This window comes from Streptococcus sp. KHUD_017, from assembly GCF_054861245.1.
In genome coordinates this window covers 457,325-483,302 of the sequence record NZ_CM142175.1, presented here as the reverse complement: position 1 = coordinate 483,302, position 25,978 = coordinate 457,325, and the positions used below count along the sequence as shown (strand labels likewise).

The 25,978-nt window shown below is 40.8% G+C and carries 30 protein-coding genes; 2 read left to right on the top strand and 28 right to left on the bottom strand.

Annotation, left to right across the window (positions count from 1 at the left end):
- Window positions 1–85: 85 nt before the first annotated feature.
- From pknB to ACVAMZ_RS02345, 18 genes are all read right to left on the bottom strand, one after another.
- Window positions 86–1,963: a Stk1 family PASTA domain-containing Ser/Thr kinase gene (gene pknB, locus ACVAMZ_RS02430; protein WP_461684927.1), complete on the bottom strand. Its 1,878-nt coding sequence runs from the start codon at window positions 1,961–1,963 to the stop codon at window positions 86–88.
- A complete protein-coding gene (locus ACVAMZ_RS02425; RefSeq protein ID WP_036759242.1) occupies window positions 1,960–2,697 on the bottom strand; it encodes a Stp1/IreP family PP2C-type Ser/Thr phosphatase in 738 nt (245 codons plus the stop codon). Before ACVAMZ_RS02425 ends, pknB begins: the two co-directional genes overlap by 4 nt.
- Window positions 2,698–2,712: 15 nt before the next feature.
- Entirely contained in the window at window positions 2,713–4,026 is a 1,314-nt protein-coding gene (gene rsmB / locus ACVAMZ_RS02420; protein WP_070677774.1) for a 16S rRNA (cytosine(967)-C(5))-methyltransferase RsmB, read from the bottom strand.
- Window positions 4,019–4,954 carry a methionyl-tRNA formyltransferase gene (gene fmt, locus ACVAMZ_RS02415; protein ID WP_461684926.1) on the bottom strand — a complete coding sequence of 312 codons (936 nt, stop codon included), beginning with the start codon at window positions 4,952–4,954 and terminating at the stop codon, window positions 4,019–4,021. Before fmt ends, rsmB begins: the two co-directional genes overlap by 8 nt.
- A gap of 11 nt (window positions 4,955–4,965) precedes the next feature.
- A complete protein-coding gene (locus ACVAMZ_RS02410) occupies window positions 4,966–7,356 on the bottom strand; it encodes a primosomal protein N' (protein ID WP_254723942.1) in 2,391 nt (796 codons plus the stop codon).
- An 84-nt stretch (window positions 7,357–7,440) separates the two neighbouring features.
- Window positions 7,441–7,755: a DNA-directed RNA polymerase subunit omega gene (gene rpoZ / locus ACVAMZ_RS02405; RefSeq protein ID WP_004251389.1), complete on the bottom strand. Its 315-nt coding sequence runs from the start codon at window positions 7,753–7,755 to the stop codon at window positions 7,441–7,443.
- Window positions 7,756–7,779: 24 nt separating this feature from the next.
- Window positions 7,780–8,406, bottom strand: coding sequence for a guanylate kinase (gmk, locus tag ACVAMZ_RS02400; RefSeq protein ID WP_000775049.1), 627 nt, complete (start codon window positions 8,404–8,406; stop codon window positions 7,780–7,782).
- 136 nt (window positions 8,407–8,542) lie between these two features.
- Window positions 8,543–10,156: a ribonuclease Y gene (locus tag ACVAMZ_RS02395; protein ID WP_461684925.1), complete on the bottom strand. Its 1,614-nt coding sequence runs from the start codon at window positions 10,154–10,156 to the stop codon at window positions 8,543–8,545.
- A 216-nt stretch (window positions 10,157–10,372) separates the two neighbouring features.
- Window positions 10,373–11,470 (bottom strand): nucleotidyltransferase, encoded by a 1,098-nt coding sequence (locus ACVAMZ_RS02390; RefSeq protein WP_461684924.1) that lies wholly within the window; start codon window positions 11,468–11,470, stop codon window positions 10,373–10,375.
- Window positions 11,471–11,479: 9 nt separating this feature from the next.
- Complete coding sequence (locus ACVAMZ_RS02385; protein ID WP_461684923.1) at window positions 11,480–12,220, bottom strand: class I SAM-dependent DNA methyltransferase; 741 nt, start codon at window positions 12,218–12,220, stop codon at window positions 11,480–11,482.
- A gap of 205 nt (window positions 12,221–12,425) precedes the next feature.
- Window positions 12,426–12,779 (bottom strand): ribosome silencing factor, encoded by a 354-nt coding sequence (gene rsfS, locus ACVAMZ_RS02380; protein ID WP_461684922.1) that lies wholly within the window; start codon window positions 12,777–12,779, stop codon window positions 12,426–12,428.
- Window positions 12,780–13,373, bottom strand: coding sequence for a bis(5'-nucleosyl)-tetraphosphatase (symmetrical) YqeK (gene yqeK / locus ACVAMZ_RS02375; protein ID WP_461684921.1), 594 nt, complete (start codon window positions 13,371–13,373; stop codon window positions 12,780–12,782).
- Window positions 13,373–14,002 (bottom strand): nicotinate-nucleotide adenylyltransferase, encoded by a 630-nt coding sequence (locus ACVAMZ_RS02370; protein ID WP_461684920.1) that lies wholly within the window; start codon window positions 14,000–14,002, stop codon window positions 13,373–13,375. Before ACVAMZ_RS02370 ends, yqeK begins: the two co-directional genes overlap by 1 nt.
- A gap of 51 nt (window positions 14,003–14,053) precedes the next feature.
- A complete protein-coding gene (gene yhbY / locus ACVAMZ_RS02365) occupies window positions 14,054–14,365 on the bottom strand; it encodes a ribosome assembly RNA-binding protein YhbY (protein WP_000060171.1) in 312 nt (103 codons plus the stop codon).
- Window positions 14,366–14,574: 209 nt separating this feature from the next.
- A complete protein-coding gene (yqeH, locus tag ACVAMZ_RS02360; protein ID WP_461684919.1) occupies window positions 14,575–15,681 on the bottom strand; it encodes a ribosome biogenesis GTPase YqeH in 1,107 nt (368 codons plus the stop codon).
- A 2-nt stretch (window positions 15,682–15,683) separates the two neighbouring features.
- Window positions 15,684–16,211, bottom strand: a complete 528-nt coding sequence (locus ACVAMZ_RS02355) for a YqeG family HAD IIIA-type phosphatase (RefSeq protein WP_414256542.1) — start codon at window positions 16,209–16,211, stop codon at window positions 15,684–15,686.
- Window positions 16,212–16,227: 16 nt separating this feature from the next.
- On the bottom strand, window positions 16,228–17,133 hold the full coding sequence (locus ACVAMZ_RS02350; protein ID WP_414256766.1) for a magnesium transporter CorA family protein: 906 nt from the start codon (window positions 17,131–17,133) through the stop codon (window positions 16,228–16,230).
- A gap of 51 nt (window positions 17,134–17,184) precedes the next feature.
- The gene (locus ACVAMZ_RS02345; RefSeq protein WP_247922231.1) at window positions 17,185–17,751 is read right to left on the bottom strand and encodes a mechanosensitive ion channel family protein; all 567 of its coding nucleotides are present in this window, start codon (window positions 17,749–17,751) and stop codon (window positions 17,185–17,187) included.
- Window positions 17,752–17,968: 217 nt separating this feature from the next.
- Here ACVAMZ_RS02345 and ACVAMZ_RS02340 point away from each other — a divergent pair, with 217 nt between their 5' ends.
- A complete protein-coding gene (locus ACVAMZ_RS02340) occupies window positions 17,969–18,937 on the top strand; it encodes an aromatic acid exporter family protein (protein ID WP_461684918.1) in 969 nt (322 codons plus the stop codon).
- Between the two features lie 64 nt (window positions 18,938–19,001).
- Here ACVAMZ_RS02340 and ACVAMZ_RS02335 read toward each other — a convergent pair whose 3' ends face one another.
- Together ACVAMZ_RS02335 and typA are read right to left on the bottom strand one after the other, a co-directional pair.
- The gene (locus ACVAMZ_RS02335; RefSeq protein WP_461684917.1) at window positions 19,002–19,250 is read right to left on the bottom strand and encodes a DUF3165 family protein; all 249 of its coding nucleotides are present in this window, start codon (window positions 19,248–19,250) and stop codon (window positions 19,002–19,004) included.
- Between the two features lie 19 nt (window positions 19,251–19,269).
- Window positions 19,270–21,111 carry a translational GTPase TypA gene (gene typA, locus ACVAMZ_RS02330; protein ID WP_214261560.1) on the bottom strand — a complete coding sequence of 614 codons (1,842 nt, stop codon included), beginning with the start codon at window positions 21,109–21,111 and terminating at the stop codon, window positions 19,270–19,272.
- Window positions 21,112–21,272: 161 nt separating this feature from the next.
- Between typA and ACVAMZ_RS02325 the strand changes: the two genes are divergently transcribed.
- Complete coding sequence (locus tag ACVAMZ_RS02325; RefSeq protein ID WP_461684916.1) at window positions 21,273–21,998, top strand: pseudouridine synthase; 726 nt, start codon at window positions 21,273–21,275, stop codon at window positions 21,996–21,998.
- 34 nt (window positions 21,999–22,032) lie between these two features.
- Here ACVAMZ_RS02325 and ACVAMZ_RS02320 read toward each other — a convergent pair whose 3' ends face one another.
- The 8 genes from ACVAMZ_RS02320 to ACVAMZ_RS02285 all read right to left on the bottom strand — a co-directional run bounded on the left by ACVAMZ_RS02320 (window position 22,033) and on the right by ACVAMZ_RS02285 (window position 25,951).
- Entirely contained in the window at window positions 22,033–22,278 is a 246-nt protein-coding gene (locus tag ACVAMZ_RS02320; RefSeq protein WP_225750070.1) for a hypothetical protein, read from the bottom strand.
- Window positions 22,279–22,469: 191 nt separating this feature from the next.
- The gene (locus ACVAMZ_RS02315; RefSeq protein WP_225750069.1) at window positions 22,470–22,697 is read right to left on the bottom strand and encodes a DUF4190 domain-containing protein; all 228 of its coding nucleotides are present in this window, start codon (window positions 22,695–22,697) and stop codon (window positions 22,470–22,472) included.
- A 92-nt stretch (window positions 22,698–22,789) separates the two neighbouring features.
- A complete protein-coding gene (locus ACVAMZ_RS02310) occupies window positions 22,790–23,170 on the bottom strand; it encodes a rhodanese-like domain-containing protein (protein WP_004251440.1) in 381 nt (126 codons plus the stop codon).
- 5 nt (window positions 23,171–23,175) lie between these two features.
- Window positions 23,176–23,400, bottom strand: a complete 225-nt coding sequence (locus tag ACVAMZ_RS02305) for a YqgQ family protein (protein ID WP_024053574.1) — start codon at window positions 23,398–23,400, stop codon at window positions 23,176–23,178.
- Window positions 23,401–23,451: 51 nt separating this feature from the next.
- Window positions 23,452–23,919 (bottom strand): ECF transporter S component, encoded by a 468-nt coding sequence (locus ACVAMZ_RS02300; RefSeq protein ID WP_461684915.1) that lies wholly within the window; start codon window positions 23,917–23,919, stop codon window positions 23,452–23,454.
- Entirely contained in the window at window positions 23,897–24,670 is a 774-nt protein-coding gene (locus ACVAMZ_RS02295; protein ID WP_461684914.1) for a bifunctional hydroxymethylpyrimidine kinase/phosphomethylpyrimidine kinase, read from the bottom strand. The genes ACVAMZ_RS02300 and ACVAMZ_RS02295 overlap by 23 nt, the downstream gene beginning before the upstream one ends.
- A complete protein-coding gene (gene truA, locus ACVAMZ_RS02290; protein ID WP_461684913.1) occupies window positions 24,660–25,409 on the bottom strand; it encodes a tRNA pseudouridine(38-40) synthase TruA in 750 nt (249 codons plus the stop codon). Before truA ends, ACVAMZ_RS02295 begins: the two co-directional genes overlap by 11 nt.
- 86 nt (window positions 25,410–25,495) lie before the next feature.
- Window positions 25,496–25,951, bottom strand: a complete 456-nt coding sequence (locus ACVAMZ_RS02285; RefSeq protein WP_458635751.1) for a GNAT family N-acetyltransferase — start codon at window positions 25,949–25,951, stop codon at window positions 25,496–25,498.
- Between the last annotated feature and the right edge of the window lie 27 nt (window positions 25,952–25,978).

Here is a 25,978-nt window from a genome sequence, read left to right as displayed (position 1 = left end):
TTCCCCTCCTTTTTAAACTTCTTTTATTTTATCATAAATTTTAAGGAAAAAAAATCTTTGCCACAAAAACTGTGACAAAGATTGATTAGTGATCACCATTATGATTCTCAGACGGAACATTAGATGATGGAGCTGTAGTAGTTTGAGGTTCTCTAATCTGTGGTGTTGTCTCTCCACGATTTGGATTTACTTGTGAAGGATTTGTTGTTGTCGTAGTTGTTTTCGGCTTATAGATAGAAATCTTAATCCGAGTTTTATTCAAATCTACACCTTCACCTGGTTTTGGACTTTGACTAACTACAGTCTCTTCAGCAGTTCCTTCAGGAGCTGTTGAGACCTCTACCACTTCAATATTAGCCTCTTTTACACCTACAATCTGAATCAAGTTATTCTTGGTAAATTCAAGGCTTGATCCAATATAACTTGGCATAGGAACGCTTGTTACCTTCTTGGCTACTGTCAAAGTAATCTCTGTCGCCTTACTGAGATCATAAGTGGTTCCTTCTGACAAGCTCTGTTTCATAACAAGGCCTGCCTCTGTTTCACTTGATTCTTCTTCAACAACCTTGATGAGATTTTCAGGAACCTTTTTCCCTTTCAATTCTGCTATAACATCTGTTGATTTACGACCAACATAATTTTCAAGCTTGAAGGATTGCTGACCTGAAGAGATAATGAGATTGACTTTAATACCTTCTTTACGAGACGAACCAGCATCTGGATCCGTTCGAATCACTCGGCCTTCTTCTACCGTATCACTAGCTTCAGTCTTTTCCTCGCCAATTTCAAAATTAGCTTTTTTAAGTTTTTCCTTAGCTTCTGCTACAGTTTGTCCTGCAACATTTGGAATTTCAACAGTTGCTGGTGTTTTGGATACTATCCAAAAGAGAGAAGCCAAAACAAGTATAAAGCTAGCCAAAAGCACTAAATACCTCGCTTTAAAACGACGCTTCTTGACTGGTTTTGCAACAGTTTCTTTACTAGTTGCCTTTTGAGTCGGCTTTTGGCTCTGAGGACTTTCTTCCTTTGGTTGCACTTTAGGAATCGCTGTTAAAGTAGATTGTGAAATTTTCGGTAAGGTTTTTGTGTCAACTTTACTTGTATCTTCAAATACCAGCTTTGGTTCATTTCGACGGTTATAAGAAAGACTGCTCAATAAGTCAACATACATCTCTGAAACCGTTTGGTAACGGTCTGTTAACTTTTTAGCTGTCGCTTTTATAACCACGTTTTCCAAGGATTGTGGCACAGATGGGTTTTCTGCAATGACCGAAGGAAGTGGTTTTTGGAAATGCTGAAGTGCAATCGTAACAGCACTATCTCCATCATATGGAATATGACCCGTCAACATTTCAAAGAAAATAATTCCCATTGCATAAATATCACTCTGTATGGTCGCCTTAGAACCACGCGCCTGCTCAGGTGATAGATAGTGAACAGAACCCAACATGGAGTTGGTCTGTGTCAAACTGGTTTCTGCAAAGGCCACTGCAATCCCAAAGTCAGTAACTTTTGCGGTTCCATCAGGAGTCAAGAGTATATTTTGAGGTTTTAAATCACGGTGAATAATCCCCTTTGCATGCGCCAAACGCATAGCCAAGAGAATTTGACCCATGATACGAACAGCTTCCTCGTTTGATAGAGGGTAGTGTTCTTTGATATAACGTTTGAGGTCAAGCCCAGCTACATATTCCATAGCTAGATATTGTTGACCGTCTTCTTCACCGATATCCGTAATTCGAACGATATGAGGATGATCTAGGTCCGCCATCGCACGTGCTTCACGCTGAAAACGTGCAACAGCGATTGGATCCGTTTGGTAGTTGGTCCTCAGGACCTTCACCGCTACCTCTTCCCCATCCAGAATCAAATCTTTGGCCAGGTAGACATCTGCCATCCCTCCACGGCCAATTTGTTTGATAATCCGATATCGTCCGGCAAATATCTTGCCGATCTGGATCATTTTGATTCCTCCTCAATCGCAATCAAGGCAACAGTAATGTTATCAAGCCCTCCGGCATTGTTTGCAAAACGTACTAAGGTTGCCGCCTTGTCTTCAAGTGAAATATCACTTGTCACGATGTCATAGATTTCACTTCCTGAAATCATATTCGTGAGACCATCACTGTTCATAACGATATAGTCACCAGGTTCCAAGCTTACAATTCCTAAATCAGGTTGAATCTCATCTTTTTGTCCGATAGACTGTGTGATAATATTCTTTTGTGGATGTGCTTCAGCTTCTTCAGGTGTTAATTGACCTGCCTTGAGCAATTCATTCACCAAAGAATGGTCACTCGTTAATTGATGGTATTCTTCACCACGAACTAATCCGATACGAGAATCGCCAATATGAGCATAGATGGCTTGGTTATCAATGATTGCAAGGGCTTCTAGAGTTGTACCCATTCCCTTATATGCTTCATCTCGACCTAATTGGTAAATCTTTTGATTTTCAATCTCTAGATGTTCTGCAAACCATTCACGAACTTCATTAACGGTATCAATCTGAGTATCTACCCAGGCAACACCTAAGTCCGTAACTGCCATCTCACTGGCAATATTACCTGCGCGGTGTCCTCCCATCCCGTCAGCCAAGATAATCATCGTGCGACCGGCACGGTTGACAAAAAGATTGACATAGTCTTGATTATTTGTACGTTTCTGACCCACATCTGTTAATAATGAAATCTCCATTGTGTCAGTTCCTTCCTAATTGGATATCTTACGAAATTGGCTAATAAAGAATCCATCACTTCCATACAATTCAGGAGTAATGAGGATGCAGCCATCTTTTAGGATATCCTTGCATTCGTGTTCTAGTTTAACCTGCTCGAACTCTGGATGACTTTCTAAAAATGCTTGAACCACTTGAAAGTTCTCCTCAGAGACAATAGTGCAGGTACTATAAGTTATTATACCACCTTTACGTAGCGTTTGACAAACACTACCTAATATTTCCAACTGAATTTCCTGTAATGACGCGAAGTCAGCAGTGTCTTTGTTGTATTTGATATCTGGTTTTCGACGTAATAGACCAATCCCTGAGCAAGGGGCATCAACAAGAATCTTATCAAATTGATTCTTACCAAAAAACTCGTGAACCTTTCGGGCATCCAATTTTTGTGTTTGAACACGGTCTGCTACACCTAAACGCTGGGCATTCTCTTGAATCAAAGTGAGTTTGTGGTCGTAGAGATCCAGAGCTGTTACCTGACCTGTCGTGAGATAAGATGCCATATGGGCTGTTTTCCCACCTGGAGCTGCACAAGCATCCAAAACCTGCTCCTCTCCTTGTAAATCAAGAGTTGGAGCAACCAGTTGACTAGACTCATCCTGGATAGTAATAGCCCCTTCAGCAAACAAGTCATGACCCGCAAAATGCCCCTGTTCTTTGACCAGACCAGAAGCTGATAAAGCAGAATCACTTGCATCAAGCAGAGCTTTAATTTCCTCTTTTCGGCTCAAATCTGTCACCCGGATACTGGCTTTATTACGTTTTAATAGACTTTCAAAAATCGCTTGCGCTCGCTCTTCTCCATACTCTTCCTTGAGCTTAGAAACTAACCACACTGGCAAAGAGTAGGCGATAGAATCACGCTTGTTCTTACGCTTGATACTGGCAATATCTGGCAAGCTCTCACGCAAGATACGGCGAAGGACTGCATTGACCAGTTTTTCGCTACCTTTTTTACGAAGTTTTGCAATTTCTACCGCTTCATTGACCACTGCATGATCAGGAAGCTTATCCAAATATTGGAGTTGATAGACGCTCATGAGAAGCAAAACATAGAGCCAGCTGTCTAGCTTGTCTCTATCCTCAATAAAGTGAGACAAATACCATTCTAAAGTTAGTTTACGAGCTACGGTTCCATAAACAAGCTCTGTCACCAAACCTTTGTCAGTTGCTGACAGTTGACTTCCCTTAAGGTGTTTATTTAAGGCGATATTGGAGTAGGCTTGATTGACAAAGACATCCTCTAGCACCTTTAAGGCTAAGTTTCTAGCCGTTTCTACTTTAGTCACCAAATCGTTCTCCTACAGCCAAACTTCGTCCAACACCGTTGAGGAAGGAAGCAATGTCCATTTTAGGTTTTCCTGCTGGTTGAACCTGTTTGAGAGATAGAGCTCCTTCTGCTGTCGCGACAATCAATTCTTTCTTACCGATGGAAATAATCTCACCCGGATTCCCCTTCCCTTCTACAGGCAAGGCTTCATAGATTTTGAAGCGTTCTCCCTTGAGGAAGGTATGAGCAACTGGCCATGGATTCATCCCACGGATTTGATTAAAGAGTTGACGGTTGGTCTTGTTCCAGTCCAATTTTTCTTCCTCTGGTTTGATATTAGGTGAGAAAGTTACTTGGCTTGGATCTTGCGGTTGAGGCTGAATCTCGCCAGCTATATAAGCAGGTAGAGTATCCAAAAGCAAATCACGCCCAACAATGGCCAATTTTTCAAACAAAGTTCCAACATTGTCCTCATCAGTAATGGGAATACTGCGACGAGAAATCATGTCTCCTGCATCCATTTCCTTGACCATTTCCATAATGGTTACTCCTGCTTCTTCATCACCTTGAATCAAGGCATAATGGATAGGAGCTCCACCACGGTGTTTGGGAAGGAGGGAGGCGTGAACGTTGACTGCAAAATCCATGCTATCAAGGAGTTTACTTGGGAGAAACTGTCCAAAAGCTGCAGTCACAATCCCGTCAGCTCCCAAATTCATGATAGCTTCCATTTCTGGACTACCTGATAATTTTTCTGGTTGGTAGATAGGTAGGTCTGCCTCTTTGGCAGCTTCTTTAACTGGGGTTTCCTGAATAACTTTTTTACGGCCGACAGCCCGGTCTGGCTGAGTCACAACCGCTACAATCTCGTAGCGGTCATCTGACAAAAGCCCCTTTAAAACAGTTGCTGAAAAATTGGGAGTTCCCATAAAGATTAGTTTTGTCATCTTTTCTCCTTCTATAAAAATTGTTGCGGTTCGTGGTCAATACTGAGACGAAGTTCGCTATTTTCACGTTCTTGAGTTAGGGCTAAGACCTGATTAAGGGTCGAAGCCAACTCATCTTCTAAACGGTATTTAATCAAAATTTGGTAGTGGTAGAGGTTATGAGTACGAGCGATAGGTTTTGGCGTCGGACCTAGAATTACACTAGCATCCGATAAACCTGACCGCAAAATCTCCATGACTTGATAAGCACGTCTAAGAACCTCTTCTTCTTTTTTATGAGATAAGGTGATTCCAATAGTAAAATAATAAGGTGGATAACCCAACTGACGTCTGATGCCCATTTCATAGGCATAGAAACCTTCGTAGTCCTGATCCTTGGCGAACCGAATGGCATAATGCTGAGGATTATAGGACTGAATCAAAACCTGTCCAGCCTTTTCAGCACGACCGGCGCGACCTGCCACCTGGGTCAAGAGTTGGAAGGTTCTCTCAGAAGAACGGAAATCAGGCAGGTTCAAGGCTGTGTCCGCATTGAGAACACCAACCAAGGTCACATTGGGAAAATCCAAGCCCTTGGCAATCATCTGGGTTCCTAGCAATATGTCCGCTTCACCATTGCCAAATTGTTCAAGTAAAGCTTGGTGACTGCCCTTTTTACGAGTTGTATCCACATCCATGCGTAGAATGCGTGCCTCTGGAAAGAGTTCCGCTAGCTCATCATAAGCCTTCTGTGTCCCCGTTCCATAATAGCGAATGCTACGACTCTGACAGTTTGGACAGACATGTGGAATTTCCTTCGTAAAACCACAATAATGACAGTTCATAGTCTTAGTATCCATATGCAGCGTCAAGGAAATATCGCAGTTGGGACAGGTATCCACGGTCCCACATTCCCGGCACATGACAAAGCTAGAATAACCACGACGATTGAGCATGAGAACAACCTGCTCTTTTTTATCCAGCCGATCTTGAATTGCCTCAATCAGTGGTGGTGTAAAGTTTGATGTTTCATTCTGCCCGATGTAATCACGGAAATCAATCAGTTGAACCTCAGGAATACTTGCCAAAGGATTTGCCCGTTGAGTCAGACGTAGATGTTGATAAACACCCTTACCAGCACGCGCACGGCTTTCTAGACTCGGTGTTGCAGAACCAAGGACTAGGGCAGCTTGATTGTACTGGGCACGTAAAAGAGCCACATCTCTAGCATGGTAGCGAGGATTGCTATCTTGCTTATAACTAGCCTCATGCTCTTCATCAATAATGATAACACCTAAATTTTTCAAAGGTGCAAAAATAGCAGACCTGGCCCCAACAACTACCTGAGCATCTCCACGCTCCACCTTGCGCCACTCATCATACTTTTCACCATTGGACAAGCCTGAGTGGAGGATGGCAACTTGCTCACCAAAACGAGCAATAAAGCGCTCTGTCATTTGAGGTGTCAGAGAGATTTCCGGAACTAGAACAATCGCTGTTTTTCCCATATCCAAGGCACCTTGGATAATCTGTAGGTAAACCTCGGTTTTCCCACTTCCTGTGATTCCTTGAAGGAGAAATGGAGGGTGTTTCTTCCCAATCGCTCCAACAACCGCCTCACAGGCTAGTTTTTGCTCTGGGTTTAACTCTAAGGCTTGATTTGACTCGATTCCTTCAAAGTAGGCAGCTGAACGTTGTACTTCTTTTTGAAGGATCGTCAAAGCACCCTGTTCCACAAAGAAATTGATTTGTTGCCGAGAGTAATGTTCTAACAAAGCAGCCAAAGGAGTACTTTCTGGATGTGCTAATAAATAATCTCGCAGTTCCAATTTCTTCTTGGCACGGTTTGAGATTTCTAGCTTTTCTAATTTGTCAAGATTCACTTGAATCCAAGACTGTGTTTTAACCTTCTTCTGGTCTATAGCCTGATACTCTAACTTCAAAAGTCCTTTTCGAGTCAATCGCATCATCTCGGCCTGCTTTTTCAAATCAAGTGATGAAAATGCTAAGGACTCTTGCGAAGCGAATAAACGGTCTCTGTCTTTCTGACTCAAACCTTCCAGAGGATAGAGGATTTTATCATAGCTAGAATTCAAAAATCCCGGAAGCATAGCTTTTAGAATAGAAATCTTGTATGAAAAAACTGACTTACGTAGTTCTTCGGCCAGCCAGAGTTGCTCCTTCGTTAAGACAGGAGAAAAATCCAGCACTTCAGCAATTTCTTTCAAGTCTTCATCTGCCATTTCCGATTCTTGTTCCATTCCAAGAACAATTCCCTGAATCAAGCGATTGGCCTTCCCAAAAGGCACATGAACCCGCATACCAACTTCCAGCATGTCTTTAAATTCTTCAGGAATCTTGTAACTATAGGGTTGGTCAGTCTGCATCAAGGGAACATCCACAATAATTTTTGCAATAGCCATATCCTCACCTCCTTCTCTACTTAAATCGTTTCAATTGATTGAGTATTCTTGCAATAGAAAAAATAAGATTGAGTCCCCCCAACCTTAAATTTTTTCACCTTCTTCTTTTTCTTTCGCGATTTGCTCTTTGATTTTCTTTTCTTCTTCTTCTCTCAATCGTCTTTCTTCTTCGATACGACGACGAACAGCTTCGCGTTTCCCTTCTGGATCTGGGTGGATGGTTACATTCCCTGATTCAATTTCTTCCAAGGCACGAAGTGTAGATTTTTCAGATTTGAATTCTTGTGTTGGAGTTGCTCCAGCTTCTAATTCGTGAGCACGTTTTGCTTCCAAGATTACGAGTGAATATTTTGATGGTACCTTGTCAAGCAAGGTATCAATAGAGGGTTTAAGCATCATTTGTTTGTACCTGTTTTCTATAGTTTATCGAATAGTTGGAGACTTTGGTAGCATATCCTGGTAGTGACCGATGACACGATCGACGCGGAAATGTTCTGCTTCAATCACACGTTTAACACGTTCTGCAGCAAGAGGAACATGGTCATTGACAATAGCATAGTCATACTCACGCATCAAAGCAATTTCTTCTTTGGCTTTTTCAATACGCTGTGCAATCACTTCTGCGCTATCTGTACCACGACCAACGAGACGGTCTTGCAATTCTTCTAAATCTGGTGGTGTCAAAAAGATAAAGACAGCATCTGGAACTTTTTTCTTAACCTGAAGAGCTCCCTGCACTTCAATTTCAAGAAAGACATCGATTCCTTTATCAAGGGTTTCATTAACATAAGTCAGAGGAGTTCCGTAGTAGTTACCTACATACTCTGCATACTCTAACATCTGTCCTTGACGGATCAATTCTTCAAATTCTTCACGCGTACGGAAGAAATAGTCAACTCCGTCTACTTCACCTGGACGTTGCGCCCGCGTTGTCATAGATACAGAATATTGGAATTGGTTTTCAGAACTCTCAAAAATTTCTCGTCTAACCGTTCCTTTTCCAACTCCTGAAGGACCTGAAAAAACGATTAGTAAGCCACGGTCTGCCATGATGTCTCCTTTGGATAGTTTGTGAAATGCCTTGAAAATTCATTCAGAATTCTCTTTGTGAAGGCATTTCTGCTTACTACAATCTTTCTATCTAGTGTAACAAAAAAGCAGTAATTTTTCAACTGCTCTTTCTTATTTATTTTGCATAATCAACTGCACGAAGTTCACGAATCACGGTTACCTTGATATTTCCTGGGTAATCGAGGTTGCTTTCAATTTTCTCACGAACTTTGTGAGCTAAGATTGTGACCTTGTCGTCCTTGATTTGACCTGGATTTACCATGATTCGGATTTCACGACCTGCTTGAAGGGCAAAGCTATTTTGAACTCCTTCAAAGCTATTAGCGATTTCTTCTAAATCATGGAGACGTTTGATGTAGCTTTCAAGTGATTCGCTACGGGCTCCTGGACGAGCAGCACTCAAGGCATCCGCCGCAGCAACGAGAACTGCAATCACACTTTCAGGCTCTACATCTCCGTGGTGACTAGCAATCGTGTTAATCACAACTGGATGCTCTTTGTACTTGCGAGCTAATTCAGTACCAATCTCAACGTGACTACCTTCTACTTCTCGGTCAATGGCTTTACCAATATCGTGAAGGAATCCTGCACGGCGGGCAAGAGCTGCATTTTCACCAATTTCGCTAGCCATAATACCAGCTAACTTAGCCACTTCGATTGAGTGTCGCAAGACATTTTGTCCGTATGAAGTACGGAACTGTAAGCGACCCATGATCTTCATCAAGTCTGGGTGAAGGTTTGGTGCACCGATTTCATAGGCTGCAGCTTCACCATATTCACGAATTCTGTTATCAATTTCTTGACGGTTTTTCTCAACCAACTCTTCGATACGAGCTGGGTGAATTCGTCCATCCTTAAGCAAGGTTTCCATCGTCATACGGGCAATCTCACGGCGGATAGGATCAAAACCTGACAAGGTTACCACTTCTGGCGTATCATCAATGATGACATCAACCCCTGTCAAACTTTCAAAAGTACGGATGTTACGACCTTCACGACCAATGATACGACCTTTCATAGTATCATCAGGCAGATGAACTGTCGAGTTGGTAGACTCAGCTACATACTCACCAGCAATTCTCTGCATGGCTTGGGACAGGATATCCTTAGCAAGCTTATCTGAACGTTCCTTGACTTCTTGCTCCGCCTCACGAATTCGGCTAGCAATTTCCTTGGTCAAGTCTTCTTCTGTTTGAGCTAAGATAATATCTTTTGCCTCTGACTGGGTCAGACTTCCGACACGCTCAAGTTCAGCTTGCTTTTGTTTTTCAATTTCCTCTAGTTGCTCTTCACGTGCATCAAGGTTTTTTGCTCTATCAGAAATACTTTGTTCTTTTTGTTCAAGTGTTTTTTCTTTGTTCGTCAAATTATCGTCTTTACGGTCAAGGCTCGTAGCTCTCTCCGTCAAACGACTTTCGATTTGCTTGAGTTCTTGACGCTCCGACTTAAATTCAGCGTCCACTTCTTCGCGGTATTTTCTGGCTTCCTCTTTAGCCTCCAATAGTGCTTCTTTTTTAAGGGATTTGCTTTCGCTCTTGGCTTCATTTAGTAATAAATCCGCTTCGCGCTCAGCTTGTCCTCGTAAATTAGTTGCTTCTTGTTCAGCATTTAAAAGCATCAACTCTGCAGCCTCTTGTGATGATTTCATCTTGACTGAGATGCTGACATATCCAATGACTAAACCAATGATGACGGCAAAAACAACTATAACAATTGTCATAATTTCCATGTTTTTACCTCAATTTATTTGTTTATCTGAATGACATGCATTCTTATACATTTTACCACAAAAAAATATTTTTAACAAACCTTAAATGGAAGTTGTTTTAGTTATTTTTAGAAGCAATATCTTCATTTTCCTTAGTAAAATAAGCTTCTTAAACCTAACTATTTTTTAAAAGAATTTTCTTGCAAAAAACTAAAAAAAGCCTACCTTTCAGTAGACTTAGTTTGTTTCGATTCTGATTGGCACTCTGCCAAAATTTTGTTCTACGACACTAGGGTGTCCCAGTTGATAAATCTGGTCTGCCTTTTGAGTCATAGCATCCCAGGGTTCTTTACCGATTCGGCTAACTAGATTAACCTGCTCCTTAAGAGTTTTAAGGTGTTGTCTTCCTTTTTCGGTAAAACCAAGGACATGAATGGCTTCTGGCAGGTCACTTTCTCTAGCTTGTACCAAGATATAGATCAAGAGGCGTCGCACACGCGCTTTGGTGTAGCGTTTGGTAGCAACTATCTCGACTAATTCTTCCACAGACTGAGCTGTCTTAATAGCATCCTTGATGCGCACCGACATTTCTTGATTGACCTGATAAATGTTAGTTAGGTCAGGATTTGACAAGATTTGATAGCGTAAGAGTGAAAAATAATCTTCCCAACTCACCTTACTAGCATTTTCAAAAAGTTCAACAGAAGGCATAAAACGCTCTAGAAAATTCTGATCTGTTTGATGCTGACGGAGGGCTGTTGCAGATGCAAAGTCAACATCCTTGTCCACAGAATGGTAACCTGCTCCCTGACGTTGAATTGGATGAAGCTTGATCTTTCGCCCTGCTACCGCCTTGGCATAGGCAAGAGCAAGGACATGATTGGGCGTATCACCTGAAAAATCAAGGTCTGCAAATTCCTTCCACATGGCTTGGGTTTTCTGAGGGTAAGAAAGAGAATCCGGTAAGTTTTCCATGAAGAGTTCCATCTCTTGACCACGCTCTGTATATAGGTTAGCAATTTGCTGGTAATCCAGAACTTCTTCTGTCCCAAAGGCTAGGGTATCCATCCCCAAATGATCCAAGATAGCCACTGCACCTTGACCAAAAAAGTCCGCCGCTTGAACACTGACTAAAAAGGGCAATTCTACAACTAAATCCGCCCCATTCTCTAGTGCCATTTGAGCCCGTGTCCACTTGTCCACAATAGCAGGCTCTCCGCGCTGCATAAAATTCCCAGACATGGCAACGATTTTCAGTCCCTCTGCCTGTTCCAGCAGGTATTTATGGCCATTATGAAAGGGATTGAACTCCGCGATAATACCTGTAATGGTCATGATATTCTCCTACTTCTGTGCGACGAAAAACCAACGGGCGCTAGTCTCTGTTGGTTCCTTGTCTTCAAAGTCCGCAAAGAGTTTAAAGGACTTGAAACCAGCCTGCTCCAGCAGAATATCATAGGTTAAGACTTCATAAGTGCGCTCCTCATGCACTTCATCATGACGGCTAAAGGAACCGTCCGCTTCTTTGATAAAGAAAGTCAGTTCATGCACGATGGAATGTGGTGCTGCATCCTCATAGGTATCCCAGAGCATGGCAAAATCTTCCGCATTTTCATGATAAGAATAACCTGGGAAGACTTCATCTGTCTGGTAGGTCGAATGCACATCAAAGATGAAGACCCCATCTTCATTGAGGGCATTATAGACTTCTTTAAAGACATCCCCGACTTCAACCTCATCCTGCATGTAACAGATTGAGTCCGAGTAGCAAGTCACAAAATCGTATTTCCCCGCCTTGGACAAATCCAGCATATTGCCTTCAATAAAGTCAATCTTTTGCTTGGCTGAAGCCGCTCTCTTCTCAGCAATCTTCAACATATCCGCACTTAAATCAAGCCCAGTCACATCAAAACCTGCTTGAGAAAAGCGAACGGACTGGATGCCTGTCCCACAAGCCAATTCCAAGAGTTTCTTTCTCTCCTTAGTCTTTGGCAAATGACGGAGGGAAAAATCCGTCCATTTATCGTATAAACTATCATCCATCACAGCATCGTAAACAGCCGCAAAAGTCTCGTATGTTGCCATTATTAAGATACAAAGAGCGTTTAAAACGAAGAGAAAATAAGTATCTTTCTGCCGTATCATCAGATACAAAGGAAGTAATTCTCTTTCTCACAGTTTTTAGCTCGTGTTCAGTTTCAACATTACCAAACACGACGCTCTCACCTTTCTAACGATTTTCTTCTAAATTAAGCAAATAAACCCAGTTGACTGCAACTGAGTTCATCTACTAGGCCAAGGTTGCAGATAAGTCTACAGAATCCGCCTCATGCCATAGTTTTTCTAGGTTATAGTGGGCACGCATTTCTTCTGAGAAGATATGCACAACGACTCCACCAAGGTCAAGTAAGACCCAGCCACCAGCTGCATCGCCTTCAACGTGACTACCTTTAAAGCCAGCTTGAGCTACTTTTTCACGGATATTTTCAGCGATAGCGTCCAATTGACGGCTATTCATAGAGCTAGTGATAACAAAGTAGTCCGTCACGCTGGTCAATTCTTGTACATCAAGTGCGAGGATGTCCTCTGCACGTTTCTCATCAGCCGCTTTCACGACTAGTTCTAGTAATTCTTTTTCGTTCATTTAGTCCTCTTTCAAATAGTGTACATAGGCGTTATAGGTTTCAAGGCTTTGGGGATAGATAGGTAATCCCTGGCGAGCCAAATGCTCCACAGTGCGAGCTGTTTCATAAGCTACTGCCTTATTGAGTGACAAACTTGCAATCTCACGCGCCTGGTCCACTCCTGGAAAGGCACGATTATGCTCGATGTAGTCTGCGACGTAGATAACCTTATCAAGGTCCGTCATCTGATCAGCTCCAACTGTATGGATTTCAATAGCTCGTAGGATTTCAGAATCTTTCAAATCCAAATCTTCCTGAATCTTGTAGATACCGACCATTCCATGCCAGACATTATTACCCCAGTTTTTTAGATTAGAGTCAAGTTGATAACGATCTATCAAGTTTAAAAATTCTTGATCTGATAGCTTTTTAGCATAGTCATGAAGGAGACCCGCTAGACCTGCCTTCTCAACATCCACACCAAAGCGCTGAGCCAATTCTATGGCTGCACGCTCTACACCCAGACAATGGGTTAGACGTTTTTCAGGTAGGAGCTCTGCCATTTTTTCCAACAATTCTTCACGCGAACAGTTGATATAGTCTTGGTATGCCATCAGTAAAGCCCTTCTTTCTCAATATAGTCTAGCACTGGTTTTGGCAAGAGAAAGTTAGGTGTGCGACCTTGAGCAATGAAATCACGTACCATACTGGATGAAATATCCATGAGAGGCACATCTACCCAGATGACTGGATAAGAAGTCCCTGCCTTGTAACGTGGACGTTGAACCCCTACAAACTGAACTAGTTCCACCAACTCATCAATTCGGTACCATTTAGGCAGATAGTCTACCATATCTGCACCGATAATGAAATAGTAATCTGTATCTGGATTCTTCTCTGTTAGAAGCTTCATGGTGTCGTAGGTGTAGGAAATACCTTTACGCTCCAGCTCGATGGTCTCAATAGCTAAACCTTCGATTCCATCGATAGCCAATTCAAGCATCTTGAGACGGTGATGTTCAGGAATGGTTTCCTTTTTGTCTACGTGAGGTGGTTGGTATTCAGGCATGAGCAGAACTTGATCCAATCCCAACTGCTGGCGCACTTGGTCTGCCACGATAAGGTGAGCATTGTGAACAGGGTTAAAATTTCCCCCTAAGATTCCAACTTGCTTGCGTTTTTTATCCTTGATTTCTGGCTCTAACTCCACTTTTGTAAAGGGAGTTAATAAATCGATTGCCATAGGCTAATCTCCTTTAATCTTCTGTAAAATACAGTTTTTGGGAGTATATGCTTAGATTTCTTTAACTTTTTTAGAAATCTTACGATTTTCTTTCTTGCTTGATTGCTTATACAAAATCAAGATACGACCGATTTTTTGGACTGTATCCACACCGATTTCTTCTTCCAAGATTTCAGCTACTTCGTGGATGTTTTCATCTGTGTTTTGCAAGAGAGTAACCTTGATCAATTCGCGGGCGTCAAGTGCCTGACGAACGCTGGTTTTGATTTGGTCGTTGAGTCCATTTTTCCCGATTTGGATGATGGGTTTGAGGGTGTGTGCCTGGCTGTTGAGGAAGGCACGTTGTTTCGATGTTAATGACATAATTTCTTCCTTTTTTGATAGTTATTTTAGGTGGTGGGGTACGGTCGGAACTAATTTCCCAAAGATTTCATCTTTGAAAAATGGATTTCCTGACCTCACAATTGAGCCTAGGTCTCAATTGCGCCCCTTGCCAATCTGTAGATTGGCAATCACACCACGGCAATAACTATCTCTACATGAGCTCACTTTGTTCGCTCAGTGATTTTATTTTAAATAATGGCTTTTCGTGTGACGACTGCGACGCCTTCTGGGGCCCAGACGGCTATTTTGGCAGTTCCTGTTACACGAATCCAGCCTAGTCCTGAGATAACGAGGTCTGTCTTATCTTTGATAGTAAAGACATGTTGGACCAGTTTTGGAAAATCTTCTTTTTCTTTGCTATTTGGTGGTGTTAGAAGGGTTCCCAGGTGCTTATCATAAAAGGCACTCGCTCCTTTAAGCTTGGTACGATGAAGTTTGAGTTCATTGTCAAAGAAAGCTGTAAATCCTTGCTTTTCTCCTGCAATGAAATCAAAGCGTCCTAAGCCACCTAAAAATAGGGTTTGCTCAGGATTGAGCTGGTAGGTTTTAGGTTTGATTTCCTTTTTAGGACTGACATACTTGAGATTTTTAGCCGTCAAGTAGTGGGCCATCTGATGACGATGGATAATTCCCGGTGTATCATAGATATAAGAACCATCATCGAGCGGAATTTCAATCTTATCCAAGGTTGTCCCTGGGAAACGTGAGGTTGTGATGACGTTCTGGTCACCCGTAATTTCCTGGATAATAGCATTGATAAGAGTTGATTTCCCAACATTGGTAACCCCAACTACATAGACGTCACGACCCTTACGATAATGCTCAATTTTATCAATGACTTCCTTGATAGCATGCTTGTTTTGGGCTGAAGTCAGAACGACATCAACAGGACGTAGACCTTCTTCGTGGGCACGTTCCATGAGCCATTGACTAATCTTACCTGGTTTAACTGACTTAGGCAAGATATCTTTTTTATTTCCAACCAAGAGCACATCATTACCTGACACGAAACGTGGTAAACCTGGGATAACAGAGCCATTAAAGTCAAAGATATCAATAACATTGACCACCAAGGCATCACTGTCTCCCACCTCGTGCAAGAGTTTTAAGAAATCATCATCCGTCAGTTGCACATCTGTGATTTCATTGTAATGACGAAGACGGAAACAACGTTGGCAATAAACTTCACCAGTTTCCAAACCTTTTTCGAGTGCTGACTGAGGCGTAAAGCCTAGACCGTTCTTATCTGTCGTCTGAATGGTTGCTCCACAGCCAATACAGAGAATTTCTTCCATAGTTAGATTCCTTTTTTATATGTGATAGGCCCGTACTTTTCAGTGATTTGTTTCATAACACGGCGCTCACGAGCGCGGTTGATTTGCGTTTTGATGGAATCGTGCTGCACCAAGGGTTTAACTAAAATCGAGCGAATTCCTGCACGGTGAGCTGCACGAATATCTGTCATGAGCTGATCCCCAACCATGACGACTTCATTTTTCTCATAGTGAAATTCTTTCATAGCACGATCAATCCCGAAAGTAAAAGGCTTCAAAGCCCAGTAGACATAATCAATCCCAAATTTTTCAACTGCTCGTTGGACACGTTTTTTAGAATTATTTGAGACTACAATAATGCGAATCCCTGCGTCACGAAGGTCATGCAACCATCGTTTCATCTCTGGAGTCCCGTCAGGGTTATTCCAAGCAATCAGAGTATTGTCCAAATCCACCAAAACAGCTTTGATCCCTTGGTTTTTCAGGCTTTGGACTGTCAAATCATAAACTGCTTCTACAGCAAAGTCTGGCATGTAGTTTTCAATCACCATTTTGGCTCCTTTTCTTTTATTTTCTAGTAATTTTCTTCAGCCATTGAGATAAGGCCGCCCATAAAATCAAGCTAGTCATTAAAATATAAATCCAAGCATTTGGCTCTTCTGTAAATGGTAGAGGAACATTCATTCCGAAGAAACCTGTAATAACCGCAAGTACTGCTAGTAAGACGGAGATAATAGTCAAAATTGTCAAACTATCATTCAGGTTGTTGTTTAGGATGTTGTTGTAAGAAGCTGAGAGTTGTTGCAAGACTTGAGAAATCAAGTCTGTCATAGACACCAACTGATGGGCTTCAATCATCGCATCATCAAACTGCTCTCGTTCGACATCATTAAATCTCCGATAAAGAGCATGGCCCTGGATATGTTCCAAGAGGAGTCGATTTTGTTTTGCTGCTGCTGTCAAGTAAACCATACCAGTCTCCAAGTCAGAGAGGGCGAAGAGATTTTTCTTTGTTGTAGTTTGACGTAGCAAGGCACTAATTACGTCCTTACTTTTATCCATCTCTTCAATTACAGGATAATAAGCGTTACTGATAATCTCTAAACCAGCAAAGAGAAACTTGTAAATTGAAATAATTTCATGGCTATCCAGATAAGCTAACATCTGATCAATGACATAAGCATTCTTATGGTTGCTGATGGTAATCATTCGTTTGTTTTCAACGATAAAGGTCATGGGAATGGCTTCATAGTATTCCTTGTCTTTTTCTAGGTCAAGGACATTATAAATAAAGGTCACAGTCCCATTCTCACGGTTATAATCCATGTGGGCTCTTTCATTTCTATCCAGAGCATATTCGATGGTTTCCTTATCCAAACCATAGATTTCAGATAAATCTTCAAGATTTTTAATTTTTTCGATATCAAGATTTATCCAGGTACAACCATTTCCTAATTGTTTATCTAAAACCATCATTTCTCCTCTGTCAAACTCCCTCTATTGTACCATAAATCAAGTAAAATTTCAGTTCAACTCATCTCTTGAAAAATTGCTAACCACGGTAATATTACGGTTGGGAACAAAGTGGAGAGCCTGGTCTTCACCTCTTAGTTGAGTGGTTCGAATTCCGACACTAACTACTTTTCCCGATACAGTAATGGGACCATTTGTCAAAACAACTTCATCCCCTACATCCAACTGGCGTTCAAAGAGGATAAAGAAGCCATTAATAACATCCGACAAAAAACCTTGGGCTCCCATACCAATTGCAACCCCGGCAATCCCAGCACCAGCTAGTAAACTGGATACAGGTAGTCCTAGGATAGACAAAATGCAGTAAACTAAAAAGAAATAAAGGGTGTAATTAAAAATATTTTCTAATAAACGCGAGATTGTCTTTTGTCGTCCTGCATCACGATTTGAATACTTAAGTGAAGGCTTCACAATTCTCTTGACAGCTGCATGGAGAAGCTGTTTAGCTATGTAAAATAGCACAAATAAAATTAAAAGAGAAATCACTTTCGTTAAAAGATTCTCAAATACCGTTGTTAAATCTAGCTTATTAAAATAACTTTTAAAAAATTCTTGCATGTAAAACTCCTTTCTAATTATTATACCACAAAACGAAGTTGTATCTGGCTTCATAAGGTCTATCAAACATACATAGACTTGATTTCAAAGCATATTTATACTATAATCAAACCACTACATGGAGAACAAATTATTTTCTCAATAACTCTCTTGGAATAGACCTTTCTACCTTACCTACTACTAAAACTTTAAAGCATTTATCTCAAGGAAGTATTCTATGTCTATCACACAACGTACTTTAAAACTAGTCCTAGCAACTTGTTTTGCTTGTTTACTAGCCTACTTTTTTGATTTGTCATCAGCTGTATCAGCTGGTATCATTGCTATCTTAAGTCTATCTGATACGCGAAGAAGCACTATCAAACTAGCTCGTAATAGACTTTTTTCAACCTTGCTAGCTCTGACAATCGGTGTTATCGCCTTTCAACTAACTGGTTATCATATCTGGAGCTTTGGGCTTTACTTAGCAATCTACGTTCCTCTAGCCTATAAACTCGGTTGGGAAATTGGGATTACTCCAAGTAGCGTCTTGGTTAGCCATCTATTAATCCAACAATCAACTTCTCCAGTTCTTTTAGTGAATGAATTACTATTATTCCTGATTGGTACTGGCTTTGCACTTCTAATCAATCTCTATATGCCTTCACGAGAAAAAGAAATTCAACATTATCATACTCTTGTTGAAGAAAAACTCAGGGATGTTCTTCTACGGCTTTCTTACTATCTGAAAAGAGGAGATGGCCGTAATCAGGCTCAACTTGTAAATGAACTTGATCAACTACTTGAGGATGCTCTTAAGCTAGTTTATCTCGATCACTCTGACCATCTCTTTCACCAGACAGATTATCATATTCACTACTTTGAGATGCGACAAAGACAAACGCGTATCTTAAGAAATATGGCTCAACAGATTAACACATGCCAACTAGCCGCTAGTGAGAGTTTGATTGTTGCTCAACTCTTTTCAAAAACAGCTAGCCAACTGAGTCAAACAAATCCAGCCTACAACTTATTGAATGATATTGAGAGCTACCTAGAGGTGTTTCGCAATCGCTCTCTCCCTAAAACTAGAGAAGAGTTTGAGACACGGGCTACGCTTCTACAACTCTTTCGCGAATTAGAACATTTTATCCAGATAAAAGTAGATTTCTACAACCGTTATTCTGACAATAATAGTGACAAATAAAAACTTCTATCGGCAACTTAGTTGCTAATAGAAGTTTTTTCTTATTTTTAAATTCGAATTAATTTTAGTGCTTTTTTCGAATCGACATGAGACTGATATCTCTCAAACTAAAGTAAGTAAGAGCCAGCATTCCCAATGTAATAAAGATTTCTGCTGGAAGTTGGAAAATCTGCAGGGCAGACAAGAGCAACAAGATTACGAGGGCAACAAGTCCAAAGACTAATATTACAACATTGACCGTCCCCTTGATACTTTGAGGTGTCGCAAAGATATAGAGTAAGAGTAATAAAATCCCTATGATTAGATAGACCATCTTTATCTCTTTCTAGCTCTTATTCAGCTGATTTTTTCTTTTTGTTTGCTTTTTCGCGCTCTGCCTTGTTGAGGATTTGCTTACGTAAACGGATAGATTCAGGCGTTACTTCCATGTACTCATCGTCGTTCAAGAACTCAAGTGATTCTTCAAGAGTCAAGATACGAGGAGTCTTGATAACCGCTGTTTGGTCCTTAGTAGCGGAACGAACGTTAGTCATTTGTTTTGCTTTCGTGATATTAACAGTCAAGTCATTTTCACGAGAGTTTTCACCGATGATCATTCCTTCGTAAACCTCAGTACCTGGGTTAACAAAGATAGTACCACGTTCTTCGATAGACATGATAGAGTAAGTTGTAGCCTTACCAGCATCAATCGAAACAAGGGCTCCACGGTGACGTCCACCAATTTCCCCTGGAATCAATGGCAAGTATTGATCGAAGGTATGGTTCATGATCCCGTAACCACGAGTCATTGACAAGAACTCAGTTGAGTATCCAATCAAACCACGCGCAGGAACTAGGAAGACCAAACGAGTTTGACCATTACCTGTTGCAATCATATCCAACATTTCACCCTTACGTTCAGAAAGGCTTTGGATAACAGATCCTTGGTATTCTTCTGGTGTGTCGATTTGCACGCGCTCAAATGGCTCACACTTCACACCATCGATTTCTTTGACGATAACTTCTGGACGAGATACTTGAAGCTCATAACCTTCACGACGCATAGTCTCGATGAGGATTGACAAGTGCAATTCCCCACGTCCTGAAACTGTCCACTTATCTGGTGAGTCTGTTGGATCTACACGAAGAGATACGTCTGTTTGCAATTCTGCTTGAAGACGCTCTTCAACCTTACGAGAAGTCACCCATTTTCCTTCACGACCAGCAAATGGTGAGTTGTTAACCAAGAAGGTCATTTGAAGAGTAGGTTCGTCGATGTGAAGAACTGGAAGAGCTTCAACTGCATCTGTTGGAGTGATTGTTTCCCCAACGAAGATGTCTTCCATACCTGATACGGCAATCAAATCACCAGCTTTAGCTTCTTGGATTTCACGACGTTCCAAACCAAAGAAACCAAAGAGTTTTGTAACACGGAAGTTCTTGGTTGTACCATCCAATTTAGAAAGAGTAACTTGGTCTCCGACCTTAACAGTACCACGGAAGACACGTCCGATACCGATACGACCAACAAAGTCATTGTAGTCAAGAAGAGACACTTGGAATTGAAGTGGCTCATCTGAGTTATCGATTGGAGCTGGAATGTGGTCAATAATGGTATCAAAGATTGGCGCCATAGTCTTTTCTTGGTCGGCTGGATCATCTGACAATGAAGATGTTCCGTTGATTGCTGAAGCATAGACTACTGGGAAGTCAAGCTGATCATCATCTGCACCAAGTTCGATGAAAAGTTCCAAAACTTCATCTACTACTTCTGCTGGACGAGCTGATGGCTTATCGATTTTGTTAACCACAACGATCGGAACAAGATCTTGCTCCAAGGCTTTTTTCAAAACAAAACGAGTCTGAGGCATTGTTCCTTCGTAAGCATCTACGACCAAAACAACACCGTCAACCATTTTCATGATCCGCTCAACTTCTCCACCGAAGTCCGCGTGTCCTGGTGTATCCATGATGTTGATACGAGTTCCGTTGTAGGCAACGGCTGTATTTTTCGCAAGGATGGTAATTCCACGCTCTTTTTCAATATCGTTTGAATCCATTGCACGCTCAGCTAATTCTGTACGCGCGTCAAGAGTTTCAGATTGTTTCAATAATTCGTCAACGAGGGTTGTTTTACCGTGGTCGACGTGGGCGATAATCGCGATATTACGGATATCTTCTCTTAATTTTGTCATGATTTCCTCTGTTATATTCAAAAATTTATTTTCTAACTGAACGATTATACCACAATTTTAAGCAAATGACTTAACTCAAGTAAGTGTAAATGTTTTCAAAAGAAAATTCATGACTTCTCTTTTCTTTTCAAAAATCCCGACTTGTGATAAGATAGGCTGGTATGCGTTTAGATAATTTATTAGCCCAGGAAAAAATCAGTCGAAAAGCCATGAAACAGGCTCTTATCAAAAAAGAAATCTTAATAGATGGAGTCCCTGCTACATCCCTTGCACAGAATGTTGATACGGGATTACAAGAGTTGATTTTTCAGGGTAGAAAAATCCAAGGATATGAGCACACCTATCTCATGCTTCACAAACCAAATTGTGTCGTGACAGCAAGCAAGGACAAGAAGCTCCCAACGGTTATGGACTTACTACCTCAACATCTCCAGTCGGATCAGCTATACGCTATTGGTCGATTGGATAGAGATACGACAGGGCTGCTCCTCCTAACAGATAATGGCCCTCTAGGTTTTCAACTCCTTCATCCTCAATATCATGTCGATAAAACCTATCAAGTTGAGGTGAACGGCTTGCTCACACCAGATCACATCCAGCAGTTCAAAAATGGGATTGTCTTTCTTGATGGAACCGTCTGTAAACCTGCTCAGCTTAAAATTCTAGCCTCAAGTCCTAGCCACAGTAGAGCCACCATCACCATCTCTGAAGGAAAATTTCACCAGGTCAAGAAAATGTTTCTCTCAGTTGGTGTCAAGGTCACTGCCCTCAAACGAGTTCAGTTCGGAGATTTTCTATTAGATCCTGACCTAGCAGAAGGTCAATACCGACCCTTGAATCAAGGGGAATTGAAAATTATTAAAAACTACTTAGAGAAAAGTGGATAAAATAAAAAAGCTTTAAAACTAAAGCTTTTTTGTTTTAATGAATTCCCGAAAGTTGTGAGATAAGTACGATACAGATAAGTGCAGAAATCACAATCCCTAACACAATCCCTAAAATAGAGAGAATTTTTTCTGTCTTATAGTCTAGTCCAGACTCTTTTTGATGTGAATTAGCCAAGATCAAACCAAAAATACCAAAAATAATACTTAACACTGGAAATCCAAAGGCAAATATGATAGACAGGATACTCAAAACAAGTGATGCTTTTTTCTTTTCTTGCATGCTCTAAAATCTCCTTAAACTTATTACGCATTCATTATACCATACAAACCGGATTTATCTATTAGGTAACAAGTTTTAGAACTATGAAAACCTGTCCCTGAACCAAAAAAAATTAAAAATGATTAAAAACCACTTAACGAAAAGTGGATAAAACAAAAAAAGCTTTAAACATAAAGCTTTTTTGTTTTTGATTAACCAAAAATCATTACGAGGGCTGCAATCCAGTTAAGTACAGAAATGACAAGCCCTACGATATTGAGAATTTTTTCTGTTTTATACACTAGTCCAGATTGTTTTTCGTGCGAATTAGCCAAGACAAGACCAATGATACCCAAAACAAGACCTACGATTGGAGATAACAAACCAAGGACGATAGATAGGATACCTAAAACAAGTGATGCTTTTTTCTTTTCTTGCATAATAAAAACTCCTTAAATTTAATACAAATTAATTATATCACAAAAAGCTAAAACTTTATATTAAACATATGTGACAACTTGATTTCACATTGTTAGCTAGTCTTAACCTTGCCTGTCCAAGAATCCAATCCGTAAGAAAGGATATAAATTTCTGAGAAACCTTGTTTTTTCAAGAAAAGTGCTGCATTGGTTACACGTTGCGCACGTTGGTTTTCATATAGAAGGACAGGTTTATCCTTGCGAAGAGCTGCAAGACTTGTCTTCAATTGATTTGAAGGAATATTACGAGCTCCGAGGATATGTTTTCTGTGGAAGTCAGCTGGCTCACGCAAGTCAATTAGCTGACCTGTACGAATCAAAGATTCAAACTCTGCATTGTCTACAATTTTTGCTGCACGGCGAATACGAAGATAGTTGTATCCCATCCATGCCAACATCGCCACTACAAGTCCCCATAATACCCAAGTTACCATAATATCTAATCTCCATTTTTTTCTAAATAGTCTAATTCTAGTTTGTGCTCTCTACGAAGAACAGCCTCCGCCTCTAGATAATCCAGTTTATCCATCAAACCAGCATCATAGATTCGAGATAGTTCAATCTTCATTAATTCAATGTCATAAAGACGTTTGCCCATATAGACAAGAATGCCGAACTGTTTGAGAAATTGTTGCACATCGTAGAGTGTTTTCATAGCTTTCATTTTAGCAAATAATCAGATTTTTTTCAATAGTTCCCAGGGAAGACTTCCTTTTTACTGCTTACTAATTTTCTTAATACTCTGATAGAGAAGATACCCAACAATCATTCCAACAAAATTCTGCAACAAATTGTGAGGAATATCTGTCAGAGCTACACCCCAACCTTTCATCCAAGAAGTCGCACATGCATAACCGGCTACCATGATAAAAGTTGCCAAAACTAATCCAAGCCACTTCCATTTTCCTTTAAAACCTGCAAAGTAACCCTGCAAACCATGGAAAAGCAAGCTGAAGAACATCCAATGAGGATAGCCTGAGATCAGGTCAATAATGAAACCTCCTAGACCTCCCACAATAGCTCCTTCTCGTTTTCCATAATAAAAAGCAGTGAAAAAGATACCAGCATCTAAAAGAGTTAAGATTCCTGTTTGGGTTGGGATTTTGACAATATAACCTAAAACTACCGATAGGGCAGTCAGTATTGATAATAGCGCGATTTTACTTGTTTTGGTTTGCTTCATACTGTCTTACTCCATATTGATCTGCTTGTGCGATAGCACGGTAAACAAAGGTTTTAGAACTCTCAACCGCTGGTAATAGCTCCTCTCCCTTGACTAACTGACTAGCAATGCTTGAGGCAAAGGTACAACCAGCACCTGCATTTTGTCCTTCAATAACAGGATTTTCCAAAACTGTAAAGTTCTTTCCATCATAAAATACATCTAATGCCTTATCTTGACTGAGGCGATTCCCACCTTTAATAATGACTGCTGGTGCACCCAAGTCATATAACTTCTGAGCTGCAGCCTTCATATCGTCCAAGGTTTCAATCTTTTGGCCTGCTAGCAATTCTGCCTCAGGTAGATTGGGTGTAATGACAGTCACATAAGGGAAAAAACGAATCAACTCTTGACAGAGCTCGCTGACAGCAACGTCGTGCGTTTCCTTACAAACGAGAACTGGATCCAATACCACTGGAACTCCTTTGCTTTCCTTGATAAAGTTAAGAGCTTTCTCAGCAACACCAACAGTCGGTAAGAGACCAATCTTAATTCCTCCAAAGTCTACGCTCTTGAGGCTATCCAGCTGTTGTTGGAAAATAGTCTCATCTGTTGGGAAGACCTCAAAACCATTTTCCGTCAAAGCAGTCAAGCAAGTCATAGCTACAAAACCATGTAAACCATTTAAAGTATAGGTCGCAAGGTCAGCAGCTAGTCCACCACCACTGAAAATATCATTTCCTGAAAGTGCTAAAATACGATTATTCTTCATAACGAATCTCCTTCAAATACAAACCATTGGGTGCTGCAGTTGGACCTGCCAACTGTCTGTCTTTTTTCTCCAAAATCAGGTCAATCTGCTCTATCGGCATTCTGTTATTACCAATTTTCAGCAAGGTCCCAACCATATTTCGAATCTGCTTATAGAGGAAGCCATTGCCAGAGAAAGTAAAGGTCAAAAATTGACCGGTCTCGTCAACCCTAAGACTGGCTTCCGTGATCGTTCTTACCTTGTCCTCCACACTGGTTCCGGCAGCAGTAAAACCGGTGAAATCATGGGTTCCTTCTAATTTCTTTACAGCCTTTTGCATGCGTTCCACATCTAGTGGGTAGGGATAGTGGGTGGCATAATGACGTCTCATAGGATTTTTAGGACGCCCTCTATCCACGATAAACTCGTAGGTCTTGCTATGCTTAGCATAACGGCAATGAAAATCATCAGCCACAATTTCAATCGAAATGACATCTATATCTTCAGGACTTTGAGTATCGAGAGCAAAGCGAAGCTTTTCCTCATCCATCTGATAGGGAAGATCAAAGTGGATAACCTGCCCTAGCGCATGAACACCACTATCCGTTCGTCCTGCACCATGGATGGTAATGCCCTGCCCTTTATTTAATTTTGTTAAAGTTTTTTCAATTTCCTCTTGGACACTACGCGCGTGTGGTTGCCTCTGAAAACCAGCAAAAGCATAGCCATCATAGGAAATTACAGCTTTATATCTAGTCATGTATCTATTTTATCAAGAAAATTTCTCTGCAACAAGTTTGAGAATTAAAAATTGTAAGGGGACAGTTCCTCGAAGTTATTTATGTTCTATCTGACCTTTTTCATGATGTATTTTCGTATAGGTACTTCAACCATTTGAACGATTTCAAATCCTTCCTTTTGGTAAAGATTGTAAGCTGTTTGATTTGCCTCGTAGACATTTAGAGAAATAGTATCTATGTCTTCATTTTCAAAGGCCAAACTAACAAATTTCCTTAAAGCCTGGCTACCTAACCCCTGCCCCTGTTTCTGAGGATTGATAAAAAATCTCCCGATATGAAGATTCCTGTCTTCTAACCTGATTTTCTGGATGACGCCTACAAACTCTTCTCCAACAAAAATGGAAAAAATCCCTTCCATCTTTTGCAAGGATTGGGTAATCAAGGGATAAGAAATCTTTGGCCCCATCCATTGCTTCTGAAAACTTTCTCCCAAAGCATTAGACCACTGACAAATGAGTTTGGCATTTTCTAACTGAAGTCCTTTTTCAAAGTGAATTTTCATATTTGCTCCTATAACTTCTCCTATATC

Bases quoted from the DNA above. Each gene is read 5' to 3' on its own strand.
- pknB (WP_461684927.1), bottom strand. From the start codon at position 1,963: ATGATCCAGATCGGCAAGATATTTGCCGGACGATATCGGATTATCAAA.
- ACVAMZ_RS02425 (WP_036759242.1), bottom strand. From the start codon at position 2,697: ATGGAGATTTCATTATTAACAGATGTGGGTCAGAAACGTACAAATAAT.
- fmt (WP_461684926.1), bottom strand. From the start codon at position 4,954: ATGACAAAACTAATCTTTATGGGAACTCCCAATTTTTCAGCAACTGTT.
- ACVAMZ_RS02410 (WP_254723942.1), bottom strand. From the start codon at position 7,356: ATGGCTATTGCAAAAATTATTGTGGATGTTCCCTTGATGCAGACTGAC.
- rpoZ (WP_004251389.1), bottom strand. From the start codon at position 7,755: ATGATGCTTAAACCCTCTATTGATACCTTGCTTGACAAGGTACCATCA.
- gmk (WP_000775049.1), bottom strand. From the start codon at position 8,406: ATGGCAGACCGTGGCTTACTAATCGTTTTTTCAGGTCCTTCAGGAGTT.
- ACVAMZ_RS02395 (WP_461684925.1), bottom strand. From the start codon at position 10,156: ATGGAAATTATGACAATTGTTATAGTTGTTTTTGCCGTCATCATTGGT.
- ACVAMZ_RS02390 (WP_461684924.1), bottom strand. From the start codon at position 11,470: ATGACCATTACAGGTATTATCGCGGAGTTCAATCCCTTTCATAATGGC.
- ACVAMZ_RS02385 (WP_461684923.1), bottom strand. From the start codon at position 12,220: ATGGCAACATACGAGACTTTTGCGGCTGTTTACGATGCTGTGATGGAT.
- rsfS (WP_461684922.1), bottom strand. From the start codon at position 12,779: ATGAACGAAAAAGAATTACTAGAACTAGTCGTGAAAGCGGCTGATGAG.
- yqeK (WP_461684921.1), bottom strand. From the start codon at position 13,373: ATGGCATACCAAGACTATATCAACTGTTCGCGTGAAGAATTGTTGGAA.
- ACVAMZ_RS02370 (WP_461684920.1), bottom strand. From the start codon at position 14,002: ATGGCAATCGATTTATTAACTCCCTTTACAAAAGTGGAGTTAGAGCCA.
- yhbY (WP_000060171.1), bottom strand. From the start codon at position 14,365: ATGTCATTAACATCGAAACAACGTGCCTTCCTCAACAGCCAGGCACAC.
- yqeH (WP_461684919.1), bottom strand. From the start codon at position 15,681: ATGGAAGAAATTCTCTGTATTGGCTGTGGAGCAACCATTCAGACGACA.
- ACVAMZ_RS02355 (WP_414256542.1), bottom strand. From the start codon at position 16,211: ATGGTGATTGAAAACTACATGCCAGACTTTGCTGTAGAAGCAGTTTAT.
- ACVAMZ_RS02350 (WP_414256766.1), bottom strand. From the start codon at position 17,133: ATGGTTTTAGATAAACAATTAGGAAATGGTTGTACCTGGATAAATCTT.
- ACVAMZ_RS02345 (WP_247922231.1), bottom strand. From the start codon at position 17,751: ATGCAAGAATTTTTTAAAAGTTATTTTAATAAGCTAGATTTAACAACG.
- ACVAMZ_RS02340 (WP_461684918.1), top strand. From the start codon at position 17,969: ATGTCTATCACACAACGTACTTTAAAACTAGTCCTAGCAACTTGTTTT.
- ACVAMZ_RS02335 (WP_461684917.1), bottom strand. From the start codon at position 19,250: ATGGTCTATCTAATCATAGGGATTTTATTACTCTTACTCTATATCTTT.
- typA (WP_214261560.1), bottom strand. From the start codon at position 21,111: ATGACAAAATTAAGAGAAGATATCCGTAATATCGCGATTATCGCCCAC.
- ACVAMZ_RS02325 (WP_461684916.1), top strand. From the start codon at position 21,273: ATGCGTTTAGATAATTTATTAGCCCAGGAAAAAATCAGTCGAAAAGCC.
- ACVAMZ_RS02320 (WP_225750070.1), bottom strand. From the start codon at position 22,278: ATGCAAGAAAAGAAAAAAGCATCACTTGTTTTGAGTATCCTGTCTATC.
- ACVAMZ_RS02315 (WP_225750069.1), bottom strand. From the start codon at position 22,697: ATGCAAGAAAAGAAAAAAGCATCACTTGTTTTAGGTATCCTATCTATC.
- ACVAMZ_RS02310 (WP_004251440.1), bottom strand. From the start codon at position 23,170: ATGGTAACTTGGGTATTATGGGGACTTGTAGTGGCGATGTTGGCATGG.
- ACVAMZ_RS02305 (WP_024053574.1), bottom strand. From the start codon at position 23,400: ATGAAAGCTATGAAAACACTCTACGATGTGCAACAATTTCTCAAACAG.
- ACVAMZ_RS02300 (WP_461684915.1), bottom strand. From the start codon at position 23,919: ATGAAGCAAACCAAAACAAGTAAAATCGCGCTATTATCAATACTGACT.
- ACVAMZ_RS02295 (WP_461684914.1), bottom strand. From the start codon at position 24,670: ATGAAGAATAATCGTATTTTAGCACTTTCAGGAAATGATATTTTCAGT.
- truA (WP_461684913.1), bottom strand. From the start codon at position 25,409: ATGACTAGATATAAAGCTGTAATTTCCTATGATGGCTATGCTTTTGCT.
- ACVAMZ_RS02285 (WP_458635751.1), bottom strand. From the start codon at position 25,951: ATGAAAATTCACTTTGAAAAAGGACTTCAGTTAGAAAATGCCAAACTC.